Genomic DNA, 19,483 nt, shown 5'->3' on the forward strand with positions numbered 1-19,483 from the left:
ACCTATGAAAATATTAATCATATCGCGAGGGAACGGGTTCGGGCATGCGAAGCGGGATTTGCTTGTCGCCAAGCGACTTATGCAGTTAAATCACGAGGTGATCATCGCATCCTATTCCTCCGGATTCCAATATTTACGATTGGTATATTCGGGTGATCTGATTGATTTGGAGCTGCCGTCAGCCGGTAGCAGTGCCGAGCGAATGTTCAAACTGCTGGACTTGATACGTCGCACACAACCGGACGGCATTGTTGTAGATGAGGAGCTGCTTGTACTTCCAATGGGAAGAAGTCTGGGAATTCCAACCTGTTTCATTACGAATTGGCTTGAAGATGAACAGGAAACGCTAGATTTTCTACAGATGGCTGATCGAATTGCTATTGTGGATATACAGGAGCACTGGATGTTCCCGATACCAGTCTCCATTCAGGACAAAATCCGTTTTGTCGGCCCTGTGGTCGAAGTTCCGGCAGCGACCTGTACCAGGGAGAAAAAGATTGTCATTACGTCAGGCTCAGCGACCATTGTGGATGTTCCTTTTTTTACAAAAGTTATAGCGGCATTAAAGGATGAACAAGCTTATGTCAAGCTTGTGTACAGCGGAACTCTAACGAGATCATTGCAACGACTGGGCGATGAGTCAACACATTTTATAGCAGACCCGGGCTCCTTTATAGACGAAGTGAAAAGCAGCTCGCTTGTTGTGTGCCGGGGCGGGCATACGACATTATGGGAGCTCGCCTCACTAGGTGTTCCGGCCATTGCGATTCCTCGGAGAGAGGAAGTAAACCCGAGCAATATCGTGTACGCCAAACAAATGGGGGAGAGAGGTTACATCCGGTGGCTTCAGGAAGCCGATATGGACTCCGACTTAATTGCTTCTTATGCCTATCAAATTCTGAGTGGTCAGGACCGGCTTCAAACCTATGCATACGATGGAACCGCAGTGGATCATTTGGTATCCTGTGTTCTTGAAACTTTTCACTCAAAAGTGAGAGGAGGTGTGGGGTATGGGAATGGGAGTTACGGTCATAATTCCTACATATAATCGATCAGATTTGCTGGAGCGGACCTTGTTATGTTTGCAGCATCAAGAGGCCGATAAGTCCTTATTTGAAGTGATTGTCTGTGACGATGGCTCAAGTGATGATACGCAAAAGGTTGCCTGTTCTTTTGAATCGTACCTGGATTTGAGATATTGTTATCAAACGGATCTGGGATTTCGGGCAGGAACTGCGCGTAATATGGGACTGCACCTTGCCAAGCATGAGATATGTGTATATCTGGATACTGGGGTGTTGATCGGTGCCGATCTCATTCGTAATATCATTGATTTTCATAGTCGATATAAAGGTACGGTGGGCTTAGGTACGGTTCATGGCATGAATCAAAAGGATGATCAACATCCAATCGCTAGATATCTGCAATCGATTGCTTTGTCGGAACATCCGGAGGCTTGCCTGCGTAATCCAATGCTGAAGACCTATCCGGATTCCAGACAAATGCGGTTCGACTTTTACGAAAATGACCTGGATCGAAGTTCTGCTCCGTGGTCGTTTTTTTGGACAAGTATGGTTTCAGTGGAGACCCGTATATTGAGAGACATTGGTGGATTTGATGAATCTTTTCAAGGTTGGGGGCACGAAGATCTGGAATTGGGTTACCGGTTGTGGAAAGCAGGCGTGCATTTCCGTGCGGACCCTTCGCTCCGAGCCCTCCATCTGCCTCATGAACAATTCAATCCTGTGCAGATGACGAGCCGGAAGAATCATTTACATTTTGTCAGGCTGCATCAGGAGCTTCCCGTTGAGCTGTCTTATGTAAACGAGACTTTAAATTATGAAATGTTGCTTGCGCAGTTTAATGTAGCTGATCAATATCTTCCCCAAGATTATGATTACATTGAACCAAGCGACATTGATTCTAACCAAGAAGGTAGACGATTAGCAGTAGGATACATGTCCTCTCCGTTCATCGACAGGTTGAGCATTACGGATGTATTTGCGTGTAATCAGCAGAATGCTGAACTCATTCGAACGGAGCGACCTGCTGTTCACACCGACTACAAAGCAGGTTTTGTCAATTTTTGTGAGGATGATTACTATCAAATGGCCTTGATTACGGATGTCTGGAAAGTTATTCCGCTGACCCTGCTGATCGTCCTGCTGGATGAACTGCTACGCATCGCTAAGCAAGTCTATCTCCTGGACACAACGGGTCTAAGTCTTGAAATGTTGCCTATTGTTGGCGAACAGTTACCGACTGGCTTTAATGCAGAACCAATCAGACGCATTGGCAAGACGGGTGTATATGATATAACACGTCTTGCTATGACGACTTAGTTATTTCTTATATCCCTGCTTGTCTATTGCGATCAGCCTTCGTGCAGCCGATTTGCTATATGGAAGCTGATGAATGTATACAAGAAAGAGCCCTGCAGGTTGTAGATGTGCAGGGTTCTTTCTTGTAACCTGTGTGTTTGGACAAGTAATTCGGTATATTTTATACAGAGAGTTCGTGCTGCTTTTTGAAATACTGCTCAATTACAAATTCAAGCACAGGTCCAGGGTTAATCTGTTGTAATTGAGACTGATCGCCAAATTCCATGAGATACGGCTGTTCCGTAGTACAAGGAATCCAATGAGGCATCCGTTTTCCGGTGGAATCTGAACCGTTCGGGTCACCTGTAGCAATAAAATTGGACAAATAATTGCACATCTGGCGGGCCAGATCATAATGTTTTCCAGTGAAAGGCCGCCAGCATTTGGCCAGTGTCTCGAAGAAGAACCACAGATCGACGGAGTGGAATGTTCCCGGCTGGTCCCATCCCGGAATCTCGGCGTCGAAGTTATAATAATAGAGAGGCGTTTCAGACGCATGACCGCTGTTCGCGCGGATGGCGAGCAGAATGGCATGTTGGATCATGCGGACCGATGCCTGTTGCAGGGCATGCTCGAATTGGCCGGTATCAGCCTCACATAGCTGCAAAAAGGCAGGAGCATCCTCGCCGAACAGCTCCGCAGCCATCTGTTTCAGTTCTTCCAGATTGGCTGCGGCGGGACGGGTCCAGAATTCGGAAGACGTATGCCCCAGCATTACGGGGATCGCCTCGCGCTCCTGCTGAACAAAACGAGTAAACGAATCGCCTGCGCAGAATTGTTCGTCGATGACGGTTCCCCAGAAGCTTTTATATTCGAGTGCTTTGTCACGGAGAAATTCAGCATCCAGTTGTCTCGCCTCAGCCAGGGAGGATACGCCCAGGAAGTCGAAAAATGCAACCCCGGCCTGCTCTGCATCCCGCAGTGTGGAACGGATAGAAGGCACGCGGACCTTCGGGTACAACTCTGTAGCCATACCGCTCATGATGACGGCTCGCTGGAACAAACCTTTATTTTGCGGAGAGGTCATTTGGCTGAGTACACTTCCCCCGCCTGCCGACTGTCCACCGATCGTGATCTGGTCTGGATTACCGCCAAAGGCGGCAATGTTGCGTTTGACCCACTGCGTGCCCGCTTGCTGATCGAGATGACCGAAGTTGGCGGGTGCATGGGGGGATTCGGCGCTAATCTCGGGATGACACAGGAAACCAAAGGCATTCAGCCGATAATTAATCGTCACGACGACAATACCTCTACGAGCGATTCGCTCGCCGTCAAATTCCATTTCGGCCGTATGGCCGACTTGTAAGCCCCCGCCAAAGTACCAGACAAAGACAGGTAACTTCTCGTCCGTGCGCTTGGCGGGTGTCCAGACATTTAGATACAGACAATCCTCGTCCATGGGCAGATCGGGGTCAACGGCCCATTCGCGGGTATAGATATTGTTATCATCGATGACTGTTGGGGCTTGCATGGAGATAGGGGCAAAATCAAAAGCTTGCAGTATGCCTTCCCAGTTCGACTGCGGCTGCGGAGCACGCCAGCGGTTCTCACCTACAGGAGGTGCAGCAAAGGGAATTCCTTTAAAGCTGGTAATCCGCGGGTCCGCCGCGGGCAATCCTTGCACTTGTCCATGTTCTACCGTAACCATTCTAAGCATCACAACATTCTCCTCTCTGGATTAAGCATGCATAACGATACCTGACCATCTGATCACGATATATAAGATAAACCGAACGCCAGAACAAGGCTGCTATAGAAAGGGGGAATCAGGGTTGAATCCGATTTGGCATGAGAGCAATAGAGCCAGTAATTTGTACTTTATCAGCGGTGGTCACAAGCCAGCTAATTCTCATCAATGGGGGCCAGGCGTGCGTGACGTTTATGCGCTGCACTATATTATCCGCGGTCAAGGGACGCTGGAGACGGGGGGCCGCGATTTTCGGTTAGTTACGGGGGAAAGCTTTATCATATTTCCGCAAAAGGAGATTTATTATTATCCAGACCCGCAAGATCCATGGGAGTACGTCTGGGTGGAGTTTAGCGGTGAGGATGCCGGGCGGTTGCTGGGGCTGACGCAGCTTTCAGAGGCACAACCCGTGGTGACGATTTCACCGGAGACACTGGAGCCTTTTTTTCACCTTGCCTGGAACGCAGGTGCATCATCCTATGAATTGCTGCGGGCTGATGCGCGTTTGCGTCTGTTGCTCTCCTACTATATGGAGCATTATCCGAAGGAGCCGCAGGTGGACGCCAAGGATTATGTCTGGCTGGCGAGAAAGTACATCGAGCAGAACTACTGGAAGCCGACACTGACCGTCACGGAGATTGTAAAGGCAGTTAATCTGGAGCGCAGCTATTTGTTTCGTCTGTTTAAGGGAGCAACCGGCAAGTCTGTTCTGGAGTATATTACCTCCTGCCGAATCCAGCGCGCCTGTGAGTTGCTGAAGACATCAGGTCTACCGATTCAATCGGTAGCCTACTCAGTCGGCTACAATGATCCGTTATATTTTTCCAAAGTATTCAAAAAATTAACTTCACATACGCCAACAGCATACATGATGCTGCACCAGACCGAGGCATAACGTTAACGGAACAGGGCACAGTTCCCAGACTCTCGAAAATAACGTATCAGCTTCTCAATAGGTTCGCGTCCACTGTTCAGCTTCACTCCAAGACAATCAATACATAGAAATTGCTGGGCGGAGCGCGAGATCAATTTGAGGTAGATGCCAACATCGTCGGAAGAGAGCGGAACCTGACAGGAAGTGCACAGGCGATGTTGAGCCATCTATTTCACCAGTTTGGCCCGGACGATGAGGCAATCATGTGCTGCGACAACGGGAGCGAAGCGTTCACGGAACACGCCAATCTCTTCATGTTCCCAGCAGTCGTACAGTGACAGAGCATAACCGGCAGCGTAAGGCAGACCCATATCCCAAAATTGCAAAGACAACTCCCGCTGGCTGTCGCTGAGGTTGAAGAAGCCAATAGCCAGATCACCATCTGTGAGTACCTTCACCAGCATAAATACATCGTCTGTGTGAAACCATTGCGGCTCTGGTTTAATACGGTAAGCGCCGCGAGCTTCTACATCCTGGTTGATGGCAAGCAGGTCAGGATTCAGGAGAATATCTTTGGTGATCTGGTTAGCCTTGCGCACGTCGCATCCGATCATTAATGGGGAACCCATCATGGACCAGAGGGAGAAGTGGGTTTTATATTCGATGTCATTGCATCCGCCGATGCTGCCAATATAATCATTGTTGCTTCCACCGTACATACCAACGATTAGCATATCCATGTCGTTATGGCAGAAGGAGCCGGTGTAGCTTTGTTTCCCCAATTGAGACAGGGCAAGTTCCTTCACTGAGTCCCAGTTGTCGCGGATATCGCCAGTGGAGCGGTACATGTGGGCACCCGATTCCCGAATCCAGTCGTATACGTCGTCGGCTCCCCAGTTACAAGCGGAGAACAGGATATCGCGTCCGCAGTTTTTGAGCGCCAGGCTCATCCGTTTGTACAGCAGCTCGCCTGAGATATGTCGCGGCTTGAAGCAGTAATCATACTTCAAATAATCAACGCCCCATTCGGCAAAAAGGGCGGCATCCTGGAATTCATGCTCAAAGCTGCCTGGATACCCGGCACAAGTATGCGTACCCACGCATGAATACATGCCGAACTTTAGTCCTTTGCTATGGATATAGTCAGAGAGCGCTTTCATTCCACTGGGGAATTTCTCCGGGTCAGCCTCCAGATTGCCGCTCGCATCCCGTTCCTTCAGGCTCCAGCAATCATCGATTACGATATACTCATAGCCAGCGGCCAGATAACCTTCCGATACGAATACATCAGCGACATCCCGAATTAATTGTTCGTTAATATCCCACGTAAAGGTATTCCACGAATTCCAGCCCAGAGCAGGGGCAAAGCCTAACACTTGATTGTTGCTCATGATTTCGCATCCTTCCTCTTCTCAGTTTCGTTAACAATACTAAACTGAACATAAACGATGAGCGACGTTTCCTACCATAGCTTAACGTTGCTTGGACATGGACATATGTTGCTCTGATGTGCTGAGAGGAATGATCACTTCAAATCAGACTTTGGACAGGTATTCAGAAGTGTTCGGTAGAAGCATAAGAAAGGAAAAATGTCTGTCTGCTCAGAAGTTATATCTATCTTTTCGAGAATCTGTACGAAATGATGCTATGGATGCTATGATCGGTAATAATGCTCAAACAGGTTGGCAGAGCAACAGGAAAATCTGAATAGTATTCTGTTCTTTCAGGAAAAATACTCCAGTGGCAATTCATCATGCGAAAGGTAACAATCTCAATAGAACGATTATGCAGATGGCAGAATGGTTCGAATAGGTTAATGTGTAATTTTCCATCGGTTGTTCGTTAGACATAAGTTTCTGTTGATATGATCAGATATATAAATTATAGGATGGGGAGTGTCACGAAATGAATCTAGATGAAGTGATGCAAGAGCTGGAAGCACTGGGTAAAGAACGAACGAAAAAAATCTACATCTCCAACGGTGCGCATGAACCGCTATTTGGCGTGGCAACCGGGGCGATGAAACCAATGGCGAAGCGGATCAAAAAGGATCAACCTTTGGCAGAGCAACTATATGCGACGGGGAATTATGATGCGATGTATTTTGCTGGCGTGATTGCCGATCCTCAAGCGATGACGGAAGCTGATTTTGACCGTTGGATCGATGCTGCTTATTTTTACATGATCTCTGACTTCATCGTTGCCGTCACATTGGCAGAGACGGATATTGCTCAAGAAGTTTCGGATAAGTGGATCGCGAGCGGAGACGAGCTGAAAATGTCAGCAGGATGGAGCTGTTACTGTTGGTTGCTCGGCAGTCGAAAGGATAGTGAGTTTTCTGAGAATAAACTGTCGGAGATGCTGGAACAGGTGAAAAAGACGATTCACGAATCTCCGGAACGAACGAAATATTCGATGAACAACTTCCTGTATACCGTTGCAACATCCTATCAACCGCTGCACGAACAGGCGGTGGAGACGGCCAAGGCTGTGGGACCTGTCGAAGTGAATAAGGACATGCCAAAGAGCAAGCTGCTGAATGCCTCCGAGAATATCCAAAAGGCAGTGGAAAAAGGGCGGACAGGGTTCAAACGTAAATATGTAAGATGTTAATCGCAATCGCTGTAATGTGATAGACTAGAACATCAGGGATGTAACACATACAGGAGGTGCTCGCATGCATGTAAAGAGTGTCTCCCTTTTTGTGTTGTTGTGAATATCACGTGCATATGTAACTGAAATCTAGCAACCGTCAAGCAACAAGTTAGTCAACAAATTCTCTGTCGATCCTTTATACTAATAAAGCCAGAAACATATCTAAGGAGTTGCCGAATCCAATATGAATAAAAAAGAAGTCGCGCATATACGCAAGCAGTTTAAACTCGATCACGATCTACTGAATATTTACGATATTCTCAATGTCTATATTACGAAGGAAACCAACGAGGTCTATCACTGGGAGCGTCACCCGTTCGAACTGGTGGACAGAGAGAAACAGGAGCTGTACATGGGCAATTTCAAAAAGTTGCTGACAGGCGATCTGGATCAGAAGCTGTTTGAGTTGAAGTTCCAGGAAGCGGCGGAGGACCCGGCTCAGGTACTGCTTCACCAGGCTCTGGTAACAGGTGATCCGGACGAATGGCAGGATCTTATGCTGTTGCTCGTGGATCGAATGCTGGTGGATGCCAAGTATGAGCGAGACATGGTAGCTACGTTTGTGCGTGGACAGTATTATCTGCCGACCAAAGCTAGAAACGAAGCCACGGAAGAGAGCGAGAAGAATGAGGTGTTCGCCCATCCGTTCATTCTGTGTAGCGTGAACTCCACGGAGAAGCAGCGGAAAACGCTCTTGTTCGATTACGTGGAGAGAGAATTCAAATACAACATTATTGTCGATCCGATTATCAAATTAAGCACGCCAGAGCAAGGATTCCTGTACCCGAGCGTGACAGACAACTACTCCGATGTGAATCGTGTTCTATATTGCACAGGGAAATCCAATTTCCCGGACCCACATTTTGTTGAAAATGTATTGAATGGCGAGAGATCCGTAACCGCATTGGAAGAACGGGCGATCTTCGAAGATATCGTCAAGGAAGTGGCCGGTGAACAGCTCGATTCAGCCACCATTGCACAGGTATATGAGGAGATCAACCGCGTTATCGAAATAAATGAAGAGTCCCATGAGGAAGAACCTCCGAAGCTGGATTATAAAGATCTGGAACGTGTACTGACCGCAAGTGGTGTGGAAGATCTGACGACGGAGAAAGTGGAACGTGCCTTCGAAACGATCGTGGACAACAAGAATTATGAGATGAAAGCAACCAGTGTTATGCCAAAGTTTACGTCCAAATCCATTAAGATTGAGACCAAGGTTGCTACGATTTCGGTTAGCCCGCAAGACCTGAGATATGTGAAGCAGGTGAACTATCAAGGCAGACGTTGCATCATGATTGAAGTGGACGAAGATGTTGTGATTGAAGGATTTACACTTAATACCGAAAAACTTATAAATGAGGATTGATTGTAGACCATGATGAAGTAAAATCATCGGACAAGTACGAATGAACGAATGAACGACCATCTATTGCAAAAAGCCCAAGCCTAGGCATTATGCCAAAGCTTGGGCTTTCTTAATATTTTCATGACTGCAGCAGCAGATGTTTGATATCCGCTGCCGGACTGGAGCCAAGTTCCTCTTTGAGCAATTCCTCCAGAACCAGATACTGTCGCTGCGCTTCGGTTCTTCGTCCAAGGGATAGATACAACAGGATGATCTCACGATGAATATCTTCTCGAATTGAATCAATCTGGAGGATCCGTTCAAAATAATACAGCGCCCGTAACGGCTCGCCTGCCTTCGCGTGATAGTGGGCAGCAGTTTCCATCGTCATAATGAAATCCAGTTCCAGCTGTCTGGACCAAGCGAAAGCCCACTCATAGTGCCTTCCTTTCAGGAGTTCACCCGTATACAACGTGTCCATCCGCTCGAAGAGCTCGGGGCGATGTACCGAGGCCTGACGCATTTGCCGGAACAAAACCTCGAACTCGTACAGATCACAGTTGATCGCTTCCCGGTCGATACGGATGCCATTTCGGTCCTTGAGAATAATTGGTACGTCACTGTTGTCCCCGATCGCACGTCGTACGTAGTAAAGTGTGGAATTGATGTTCGTCCAGGCCTTCTGCGGACTGAGGTCCTTCCACAACGTATCGGCCAGCGCATCGCGGGTGGTCGATTTGGTATACAGCAAGAAGGCGAGTAACTCTTCCGTTTTGGGCGTTCTAAGCTTGATGGGGCTGTCTACTCCGGCTCCACCGAACACGGTAAATTCACCGAACAGACGAACGTTCAATTTGGGTTCAGGTACCGCTGGCTCAGGCGTTGTCACGGACTTGTGAAGCTTGTCCTGCAACCGCTTGATGCTGCGGTTCAGTCGCTCTGCCGTGACCGGCTTGATAACGTAATCGATCACCTCTTTGTCGAAGGCCTGCACCGCATATTCCTCATATCCGGTCACCAGCACGATGGGAAGCGAAGGGTGATGTTTACGCAATTCACCAATGAGGTGCATACCCGAAATGCGAGGCATCGTTATGTCCAGAAATGCTGCATCGAAGCTATTTTCTCCCGCATATTCACAGGCTTCCTCCGGATCGTGAAACGCACGACATACTTCAACTTCTCCGCTTTCTGTCAAAATACGATTCAGTCGCTTGAGCGACAGATCCTCGTCATCCACGATAATGACTTTTATCATGTTTCATAACCCCCGTTCCCATCTGTGCTTATACGTTGATTAGGAAGATCAAATGTAATGCGCGTTCCCTCGCCGTCCAGACTTTCCATCTGAAGGTGTCTGCCATACAGCAGGTTCAACCGGCTGGAGATATTCCATATTCCCACGCCATTACTGCCGTCCGTAGATTGCCGAATTTCCTCCATTCTTTGCTTGGTTATGCCGATTCCGTTGTCCTCGATAGAGAAACGTGTTTCCGTATCATTCAGATTACGAATGGACAACATGACGCGACCACCGCGAATGCTGGACATCAGTCCGTGCCGAATGGCGTTTTCAATCAGGGGTTGCAACGTGAGGGGCGGAATGTCCATGTTTCGGTTCACGTCCGCATCCACATCGATAATGACCTCCAGCCGTGAGCCAAAGCGTGCCTGCTCAATGGCAACGTATGCTTCGATCATCTCCAGTTCGTTCATCAGGCTGGTTTTGGAGTCCAGATGTTTGAAGTGCACACTGCGCCTTAAGTAACTCGATAATTGCAAAATCAATTGTTCTGCCCGATTCGGCGCATCCACACACAATTCGGCAATAGCATTCAGAGCGTTATACAGAAAGTGCGGGTTCATCTGTGACCGCAAAAAGGAGATCTCGGCATCTCGCGCGGCTTGAACAGACGTTTTCATCCGGGTCAAACTGCCGATTCGTGCCAGCAATTCCTCTGATTCAAATGGTTTTGATACGAAATCATTGGCACCTTTCTCCAAGGCCAGCTTCAACTGATTGGCTTTATTACTCGCCGTCAGCATAAGCACGGGAAGCTCGGAAGGAGAGTAGCGTTCCCTGATCCGTTCCAGCAATTCGTAACCCGACATGTCCGGCATCATAATGTCGGCAATGACCAGATGCACGGCAGGAAGCTGGTCGAGCAGTTCCAGTACAGAAGGGGAACGTGAGGTTACCGCATAACTGTAGCCTTCCAACTTCAAGAGATTCACTATGGTCTGTAAATTAGCCGAGTCGTCGTCCACAACGATGATCCATTCGTTGAGATGCCCTTCCACAATCGTTGGTTCTTCGAACCTAAGTAGCTGATTACCATGACTTGTTGGAGCTATGGTAATTGGCTTGACGTTGGATCGTTTCTCACCTTTGCCATCTGCCAGTGGAAAAGTCAGGATGAACGTGGCCCCCATGCCAGGTACCGATTCCGCATAAATGGTTCCTCCATGCAGCTCTACCAGCTTGCGTGTAATGCTTAGTCCAAGACCGGTGCCTCCAGCAACGACTGGCCCCGTATCTGCTTCCTGCTCGAACGGCAGGAAGATATGCTCCAGCTTGTCCTTGCCGATGCCACGACCGGTGTCCATTATGCGGATTTCCGCTTTGCCTTGAACAACGGCAGCACGGATGCTAACCGTACCATGTTCCGTGAACTTGACGGCATTACCGATCAGATTATGCAAAATTTGAATCAATCGGTTGCCGTCGGCATAGATCGGCGGGAAATGCGCCGGGATGTGGTTCATGAGTTCCACCTTTTTCGCGCCAAGCAGGAAGGAGTGCATACGCATGACCGATTCGACAAACGAGTACAGATCGGTTGAAGATCGGTGGAGCGGGATGTCGCCATGTTTCATTTTTGAATAATCCAGCAATTCATCGACCAAATAGGTTAATCGTCTGCCGCTTCCCGTCACAATCGCCAGGTTATGCGCCTGTTCGTCGGTAAGCGGACCTTCGGCACCTTTGAGCAGGCTCTCACTGATGTTCACAATGGCATTCAGCGGTGTTTTGAGCTCATGCGAGGTGTTCGACAGGAAGTCATCTTTAACCTTATCCAGCAAGAGCAACTGATCTTTGAGCGCACGGACTGTACGATAAGCCTCGAAGAACCGAAGTACCGCCAGAAACAGCATCAGGATGCTGAACAGGACAATGGAAGCCTGCCCGATATTCATGTTTTCCTTGAGCGAGATCGAGAAGAGATTAATGTCCAGACAATACAGCATGATGCTTAAGAGAGCCGCGTACCACAGAAAAGTGGACAGCCGATCACCCTTCTCACTCGTCAGAAACTGTGATGCGCATTGATATAACAACCAGAGCAGCATCAACGTGTACATAACGACAACGTAAGGCGCAGCCAGCCCATAGATGGAAATAGGCAGGAGCGCGACCATGCATAAATAAGCTCCGAAGATAACCAGGATTACCGTTGTAAGCAGACCGGACAGGATGCCTGTTTTGAATCGATAGAAGTAAAAGGTCAGCAGACCCAGACATGCAACGGAGCAGAAATCTTTTAATTTATAGAGCGTGCTAAAGGAAATTTCGGTGTTCACCATGGATAACACGCGTTCGCTGATCATGCCGTTATAGAGTGCATACAGCAGACAGATTAGACCAAGCAGCAACAGGGAATCGTCTCTGTTTCGGTAGAGCGCAGACCCCAGGTAACTGATGAGGAATATGATCGAAATGGTCGCCAGTACAGCAAGCGTGCCGAATTCAACGGCTGTGCTGATTTGATGTTTTTTCAGCATGGCTGCTTGTTCGCCGAAAAAGAGTGGCCCCGGAATGCCAGCGTCCGTGTAATCATAATTAGCCACCCGGATCAGAATCTCAATGTCACCGCCATGATAAGGGAAAAAGCCGATCTGGGGGGAGTTTCCTGGTCGATATCCCGCTGATTTCTCCACGGCATGTCCGTCTTCCAGTAGCTTGTTGCCATTGATATAGATTTCGCTGGCAAAACGAATGTTCATTTTTTTGATAGCCAACGTTCCCTCAAAAGGTACATTTCGGAGCACCAGTCGATACGTGGCGAAGCCGTGGGTTGGCAGTCGTTCGCCGTCCATTTTAATTCGATTCCATGAACCGGGAACCTTTGCATATGCATCGGGTGCTTTTGTTGGACCAACCTGATTCGGAGTTGCAGATTCAACAGGAAGCAGCTTGTTCCAGTAAAATTCCCACTCACCGTCCAGCTTGATCCGCTCGTCTTGTTGCGGGTTCCAGTCCGATAGGTCCATAACACCTTGACGGGCATGAAGAGCCGCAGATTGGGGTTCTCTAATTGTTGACAGGAGCAGTACGGTAACAGCGACTACAACAGTCAGGACAACGCCTGAAATTTTTAATAACACGAAATGCTGCTCCTTTAGAGGTTGTTCGATCCATTGGTAGATGCGGACAAAATCTCTTGTATTCTATCGGCATTGTAGCGAATATCTCTGGGGGGTGCAATCATATTTCGACAATTTTTTCTGTTTATTGTTTGTTTATTGTGATCCATTATAATGCGGAAGCAAGATATGTCGAACGGGTACAGAAATAGCATCGAAAGACCTATCTTTGCATGACTATGGGCTGATGGAGTTGAGTGAATGGAGAGAAACATCACATCTTGGCGTTTGCGGCGGCGGATGATTGGCATGCTGGCCGTACTGATTGCTGTGGCGTGTCTGAATGGATATACGGGTTCATCTGTCGCAAAAGCGGCCGGAACTGAAAAAGTTGCTGTATCGGGAGCTGAGAAAGTGTACCAGTCGGCGGCGCAAGCTGTCTTTTACTTGAAAGCGTATCGCAAGGACGGGACGCTCAAAACGGTAGGTACCGGTTTTCTAATCGGGAATAGTCATGCACTTACAGCAGCCCATGTTGTGAAGGACGGGGTGTCTTTCGAAGCGGTATTTGAAGATGGTTCCATCCAAAAGATTAAGGTTCTGAGTGCTGACACGGATACCGATGTAGCTATGCTGTCTGTGCAGGATAGCACGAAACGTCCGGCACTTACTCTGTCAGGGGACAAGCAGCCTGCAAGATATGGGCAACGATCGTTCGCAATCGGATATCCGCTGAAGGATGGCAAGATCATTACGGAGGGCATCGTGAATGCACCAACCGCTGAGGTGAACGATGTTATTCGCCTGCTGACTTCCGCGCAGGTGTCCGCAGGCATGTCGGGTGGTCCTTTGTTGAACGAAGAGGGTCGCGTGATCGGATTGATCTCCGGTTCGTTCCGGACAATGAATGGCATTCATATCTGTGTAACGATCGAAGATATTCGCAAGCTGATGAAGAAGTCCAATACATAACGGGAAAAAAGGGGAATCTCTGCATGTTCAAAAAGTTATCACTCTGCCTGCTTGCCGCTTTGCTGACGTTGACGTCTGTGAGCTGGCCACAACTGCCGACCGTTTCCGCAGCTGCGGAGTATACGGATATTTATATTCCGAACGGCGGAGGTAAGATCATTAATCGGGAAGATATGTCCTCCTGGAACAATAACATCAAAAAGTTTGAGGCGAACAGCTTTGGCATATTTGCCGCTGGCGCCCCGGGAACTTCAACGAAGAAGAGCAATGTAGATGTACTGAATGCAAGCTATCTCAAAATGAGCTTACCTGGTCAGTTGGTCGCCAAGATTTCGGTTGCTGCGAATCCATCACTTCGACGATTGGCCGAAGGTGGACAGGCCAGAATGCTCTTTAAGATTGGCTCTATGGAGACTATGTTTGGTTTCAGTGGCGTAGTCTCTGTAAATATCAATGGTGTTTCTAAATTCAGCGTTACCACCAAAAGTTCAGTGAACTCATCATGGATCACTTTTGGTCCCAACGATACGATCGAGATAGACATTGGAGGAGGAGTTATTGAAAGTGCAAGTGACATTGAACTGTATTTCGCCGACATCACACCTCCTACATACAACGGCAATACACTGACCCATACCGGGGCAGTTCGATTCAATGACGATCCGGCAGTACAAAAGAATGAATTGTTCCTGAAGCAAGGAAGTAACCTTAACCTGGCGCTGAACTTCAGCGAGCCGGTTTTTCCAGATTCTGCAGAGAATGCCTCTGACCGGATTGATGGCAAATTCAGCTTCATGCGTACGGAACTGTTCAGTAATCCGGGTGGAGACGGCTTCGATCCGTCCGTTTATTATCTAACGAGCGCTGATAGCGGATACAGTGACTTTGCGCAGGGTGGACTAGATTTGAACAGTCATGCACGCTCCACATTCAACTTTCGTTATCAGGCTGCATTGAATGACAGTACAGGCAACATTCCGATTGATCCAAAGCGTCTGATCGCGCCCTCCGAGGAGGACCGACCAACATTGCTGGAACGAATGAATGCGGCTGGCTTCATTGATGGTGCAGGTAATCCCGTTGCAGCATTTAATGGCATCGGGACAGTTCCTTTTGCCGATAATGCCAACCCGGGCGGCACGTTCCGTACCATTATCGACGCGCGCGTACCGCAGTACTCGGCATCCCGCAATGGCGTACAGCCTGAAGTACTAACGGGACTTGTACTGAACAAGAGCGACGTTGTTGATTTTACCGTGTACCTCAACGAACAGGTGATCAGCGCGTTTACCCCGACCGAGGATACACGACTCAAGTTTGCCAATGGCTTAACCGCCGCATATGTCGGCGGCCAGAACACGAATACATGGACGTTCCGTATGATGGTGCCGGAAGGCAAGAGTATCGAAACGTCGTTGCTGGAGACAGCTGCCTTGGAGCATGCCAGCAATCCTGGTGACGGGAAAGCGCTGACGGATTATGCCGGTAACGTGCTCACTGAGCCGGTTAAGAAGATTGATTGGGCTGGATTGTCGGTGGACAATACGGCACCTGAAGTGAATTTTGTCTATGAAAATCAGGACGGAGAGATTATTCCCGAAGGACAATACGTAGGAAATGGATCATTCACGATCAATGCATTCGATCCGGACTTGAACGGTCAGACGAGCAAAGGATTGTTCCGTCCAGGCAGTGGTTCAGGGCTCGTTTATTATGTGCTGAACCAGAGTCCGAATGATCCCTTCGCCGGGCAAAACGACAATTTTGCCGCAGTGAAACGGTATTCTCTGACGCAGAAGCAGCCTTCTGAAGAGTTGTATACATCTGGTTTCCAGGACGTTGTACTGTCTGCCGGGCAGAATGGCGTGAAGGTAGAACTGCCGGATGACGGCACAGGTTTGAACGGGAACTGGTATTTGCATACATGGACTGCGGACATGAGCTGGGACTCGGCTCGTCAGCGGATGCAATATGACAAAGGTAGTAACGAACGTGCAGCTTACCTTGCCCAACATCCGGATGCGACACCTGCTGAGTTGGAGGAATATTATCGCTCAAGCATTCTGCCGAATCTGTCCGATTACGGCAACATAGTACAGTGGCCTTTGGCCGATTTCAAACAGGATGATTCCAATTGGTCGTACCATGTCGGCCTGTTGAAGATTGACAATGACGATCCAACCATCGAGGTTGCGAATATCGTGGACAATAACTCCGACAATGTGAAGATTACGGTTAAGGCCGCTGATCCGACTTCTTCTATTAAAAATAACAAGGTGCAATACCAGTTCGTGGCCGTGGGCAAGACACCTGTCGCTTCCGGGTGGCAGGATGCCGAGCTGAACGCACAAGGTGAAGCTGAGATATCAACATTGAATGATCCAGCGATCTCCAAAGGTGGACAATACGAACTGTATGCCAAAGCCGAGGATGTGGCAGGCCATTCAGCTACTGCCGATTCCAAAGCGGTCGATGTGCTTGTCATCTCAACCAAGTTCAAAGCCTATCCGGGCACTTATGCGATCAATGACGGACCCGACTTCACCGTAGCCGGTGTACCGATCGATACGATTGAATATCAATACAGTGAAAGCTCTGAACGTCCTGTGGGCAACAGCAAATGGGTTGCTTTTGAGGATGAACCGAAGGAAACAAAGCTGGGGGATGTTCCCGCCGAGCGCTACAGCTTCCCTGCCGACAAAACGTTGAACGGGACCTGGTACGCCCACGTACGCATCAAACAGCAGGATACCGGACGTTATTACTACTATTATCAGGAGTACAAATTCGACCATCTGCCACCTGTCACGAAATTCGGTTCGCAGGGATACCTGTATCCGATGCCAGAGCAGACGGTACAGATTGATGTGTCTGACACGTTGGTGGACTTTAACGGTGTTGCAGCCAAGAACATTCGTTACCAATGGATCAAGGTGGTTGACGGGCAAAACGAACAGGAACCAGATCCGGAAGGCAAGGGCTGGAGCGTGTCGCCTGCGGATCGTTTGATCACATTGCAGGTAGACAACAAAAAGGACAATGGTAATTACCGTCTGTACGTCCATGCCAGCGATAGCTTGGGTAACAGTAAGCTTTACCACACAAGTGGTCTATTCTCCGTGTTCTATCTGAGCAGTGAACCTCCTGTCGGAAGCGCGCGTTTGATTCGGACGGAAGGTCCAGGAGATGACGGGTACACCGCCATCATGGAACTGACGGTGGATGTGCCGGCACAGGAAGGGTACTTCTATTCCGTTTCCACCAACGGTGGAGACAATTGGAGCACTTGGCTGCCGTACACGAACTATGTCGGTGTACCTGTTGATACGAACGATTCGGGGCAGCTCAAATCACAGGTTCGGGTCAAGTTCAAAGGCTACTATGACAATATCAGCGATATCGTAACACCTGAGATTCAGCTTCAGGATGCCCAGGCTTATGGGCTTGCTTCACTGGAGCAGATCATGCCGGTTCGCGGAGGCGAGAAGGTAGAAGATGGTGGGCAGAACGAAGGACAAGAGATCCTGTTCGACCTCGTTGATGGCAAGACCGTGAAGCCAACGAACAGCAATCCGGAAATACCGGAAACGCTGGAGGCGAACAAACGATTCAAAATATACCGCAACGGAAGCTACTCCTTCACCGTGAAGGATGGCAGCGATACAGCAACCGTGTTCATTGTGGTCTCCAACTTCGATGATACGCCGCCAATGGTGAACGTGAAGTATTCCACAATTGCGGCAACGAACGGCACAGTTAAAGTAAGTCTGCAATCGAGTGAACCGATCCGTATCACGAACCTGCCGACATCCTCCAGAACGTTCCGGGAGAACGGAGAATTTACGTTTGAATACGAAGATGCAGTTGGTTTTACAGGCAGTGTGACGGCAACGGTAAGCAACATTGATAACACACCGCCGGAAGCAGATATTGTCATGCACTACAATCATCCCGATCTCAAAGCGTTAATCCGTTACGGTAACGGTACTGCTGTAGTGGATAGTGCGGGTGACGGATACAATGCGAACGGAGAATTCACCCATTTCGCAGCACCGACAACAAGTAATGTGATTGCGTCTAATCTGATCGTGGCGCAAGTGCTGCCAAAACAGGGACAAGTTCAGGATTATCAGGTCGTCTCCAATAGTGCGGGAACGAACCAGTCTTCCATGGTCCTGACTTCAGGTAGCAAGGTTCGCTTCTCGCTGGCAGATGCCGCTGGGAATAATGCGAAGCTGGAGTCCGAAGCGATTACAACTCTGGTAGGATCGATCCCGGCTGTAGAAGAGATCACTATGGTTCGGGTAGACAACGACGGACAGATTATCGATGACAGCAAGCTCGTACAGATCGGCGATCAGGCTTACTCCAAAGGCAAAGTGCGTGTAGGTCTTGTGATGCCATCTTCTGTAGTAGAAGGCAATACGATCTATGCCGGGGCAACCCCGGTAGCGAGTTTTAGCGCCGACTACGCCAGCAATGGCGAGCATTCGATTTTACTTTCAGACGTACTTGGTAACAAGAAACAGGTCAACTTTACGATTGCGGGTCTCGATAATACTGCACCAACGATCCATCTGAACAAAGCTTCCACAACGGTTCTGCAAAACAAACCAGGCTTCGATCTGGTCACCGATCTGGGCGGATACACAGTGAGCGATACTCTCACATCTGCGGAGCAGATTCAGGTGACGGCTGCGGAATACGTGCTGGAAGGCGGACAATACGTGGAGAAACCACTGAATCTCACGGTGACGGGCAAACACACGATTCGTTACACCGCGAAGGACCAACTCGGCAATGCAGGCTATGCGCTGCAAACGGTATTCGTTCGTTCCACGGGCGGTATGTTCGTTACAGCCAACGGCATTCCGCTCTCGGATACCGAATCCGAAACAGCAATTGTGAATACAGGTACCATCACGTTTAATGTGAGCAATTTCCGAACGATCGAGACTGCAGGAGGAACCAAGCTGGAGAACGAACTGGGCACGTACGACATATATTATTTCCCGGGTCTGGTACGCGAAGGACAGATGAAATACATCGCCACCCGAGTGACCTATAAGGAACTGATCAGCAAAGATTTCAAGGTAACACTGCCCAAAGCAGGCTGGTACACAATCATTGTGCAGAATCAGGAGCGCGAACGCGTATACTCCACGCTGCTTGTTAATCGGGCCAATTAGAGAAACGGAAGG

At 48.8% G+C, this 19,483-nt stretch carries 11 protein-coding genes; 7 read left to right on the forward strand and 4 right to left on the reverse strand.

Going from position 1 to position 19,483, the window contains the following annotated elements:
* Positions 1–4 precede the first annotated feature (4 nt).
* Together NKT06_RS04065 and NKT06_RS04070 are read left to right on the forward strand one after the other, a co-directional pair.
* On the forward strand, positions 5–1,048 hold the full coding sequence (locus tag NKT06_RS04065) for a glycosyltransferase (RefSeq protein WP_253430246.1): 1,044 nt from the start codon (positions 5–7) through the stop codon (positions 1,046–1,048).
* Entirely contained in the window at positions 1,011–2,342 is a 1,332-nt protein-coding gene (locus NKT06_RS04070; protein WP_253430251.1) for a glycosyltransferase, read from the forward strand. Before NKT06_RS04065 ends, NKT06_RS04070 begins: the two co-directional genes overlap by 38 nt.
* A 160-nt stretch (positions 2,343–2,502) precedes the next feature.
* Here the strand turns inward: NKT06_RS04070 and NKT06_RS04075 are convergent, their stop codons facing one another.
* Positions 2,503–4,038 (reverse strand): carboxylesterase/lipase family protein, encoded by a 1,536-nt coding sequence (locus tag NKT06_RS04075; RefSeq protein WP_253430254.1) that lies wholly within the window; start codon positions 4,036–4,038, stop codon positions 2,503–2,505.
* A gap of 115 nt (positions 4,039–4,153) precedes the next feature.
* On the opposite strand from NKT06_RS04075, the gene NKT06_RS04080 reads away from it, so the two are divergent.
* Positions 4,154–4,963, forward strand: coding sequence for a helix-turn-helix domain-containing protein (locus NKT06_RS04080; RefSeq protein ID WP_253430257.1), 810 nt, complete (start codon positions 4,154–4,156; stop codon positions 4,961–4,963).
* 206 nt (positions 4,964–5,169) lie between these two features.
* Here NKT06_RS04080 and NKT06_RS04085 read toward each other — a convergent pair whose 3' ends face one another.
* Complete coding sequence (locus NKT06_RS04085) at positions 5,170–6,333, reverse strand: glycoside hydrolase family 27 protein (RefSeq protein WP_253430260.1); 1,164 nt, start codon at positions 6,331–6,333, stop codon at positions 5,170–5,172.
* Between the two features lie 514 nt (positions 6,334–6,847).
* On the opposite strand from NKT06_RS04085, the gene NKT06_RS04090 reads away from it, so the two are divergent.
* Positions 6,848–7,555, forward strand: coding sequence for a DNA alkylation repair protein (locus tag NKT06_RS04090; protein ID WP_253430262.1), 708 nt, complete (start codon positions 6,848–6,850; stop codon positions 7,553–7,555).
* Positions 7,556–7,781: 226 nt separating this feature from the next.
* Complete coding sequence (locus tag NKT06_RS04095) at positions 7,782–8,966, forward strand: DUF4317 domain-containing protein (protein ID WP_253430265.1); 1,185 nt, start codon at positions 7,782–7,784, stop codon at positions 8,964–8,966.
* Between the two features lie 118 nt (positions 8,967–9,084).
* Here the strand turns inward: NKT06_RS04095 and NKT06_RS04100 are convergent, their stop codons facing one another.
* Positions 9,085–10,203 carry a response regulator gene (locus tag NKT06_RS04100; RefSeq protein ID WP_253430268.1) on the reverse strand — a complete coding sequence of 373 codons (1,119 nt, stop codon included), beginning with the start codon at positions 10,201–10,203 and terminating at the stop codon, positions 9,085–9,087.
* The gene (locus NKT06_RS31845) at positions 10,200–13,331 is read right to left on the reverse strand and encodes an ATP-binding protein (RefSeq protein ID WP_253430271.1); all 3,132 of its coding nucleotides are present in this window, start codon (positions 13,329–13,331) and stop codon (positions 10,200–10,202) included. Before NKT06_RS31845 ends, NKT06_RS04100 begins: the two co-directional genes overlap by 4 nt.
* A gap of 240 nt (positions 13,332–13,571) precedes the next feature.
* Between NKT06_RS31845 and NKT06_RS04110 the strand changes: the two genes are divergently transcribed.
* Positions 13,572–14,282 (forward strand): S1 family peptidase, encoded by a 711-nt coding sequence (locus NKT06_RS04110; protein ID WP_253430273.1) that lies wholly within the window; start codon positions 13,572–13,574, stop codon positions 14,280–14,282.
* A gap of 23 nt (positions 14,283–14,305) precedes the next feature.
* Positions 14,306–19,471, forward strand: coding sequence for a hypothetical protein (locus NKT06_RS04115; protein ID WP_253430276.1), 5,166 nt, complete (start codon positions 14,306–14,308; stop codon positions 19,469–19,471).
* Positions 19,472–19,483: the final 12 nt, after the last annotated feature.

The organism is Paenibacillus sp. 1781tsa1 (assembly GCF_024159265.1).
In the GTDB taxonomy this organism is placed as follows: domain Bacteria; phylum Bacillota; class Bacilli; order Paenibacillales; family Paenibacillaceae; genus Paenibacillus.

Bases quoted from the DNA above. Each gene is read 5' to 3' on its own strand.
- NKT06_RS04110 (WP_253430273.1), top strand. From the start codon at position 13,572: ATGGAGAGAAACATCACATCTTGGCGTTTGCGGCGGCGGATGATTGGC.
- NKT06_RS04085 (WP_253430260.1), bottom strand. From the start codon at position 6,333: ATGAGCAACAATCAAGTGTTAGGCTTTGCCCCTGCTCTGGGCTGGAAT.
- NKT06_RS04070 (WP_253430251.1), top strand. From the start codon at position 1,011: ATGGGAATGGGAGTTACGGTCATAATTCCTACATATAATCGATCAGAT.
- NKT06_RS04065 (WP_253430246.1), top strand. From the start codon at position 5: ATGAAAATATTAATCATATCGCGAGGGAACGGGTTCGGGCATGCGAAG.
- NKT06_RS04095 (WP_253430265.1), top strand. From the start codon at position 7,782: ATGAATAAAAAAGAAGTCGCGCATATACGCAAGCAGTTTAAACTCGAT.
- NKT06_RS04075 (WP_253430254.1), bottom strand. From the start codon at position 4,038: ATGCTTAGAATGGTTACGGTAGAACATGGACAAGTGCAAGGATTGCCC.
- NKT06_RS04100 (WP_253430268.1), bottom strand. From the start codon at position 10,203: ATGATAAAAGTCATTATCGTGGATGACGAGGATCTGTCGCTCAAGCGA.
- NKT06_RS04090 (WP_253430262.1), top strand. From the start codon at position 6,848: ATGAATCTAGATGAAGTGATGCAAGAGCTGGAAGCACTGGGTAAAGAA.
- NKT06_RS04115 (WP_253430276.1), top strand. From the start codon at position 14,306: ATGTTCAAAAAGTTATCACTCTGCCTGCTTGCCGCTTTGCTGACGTTG.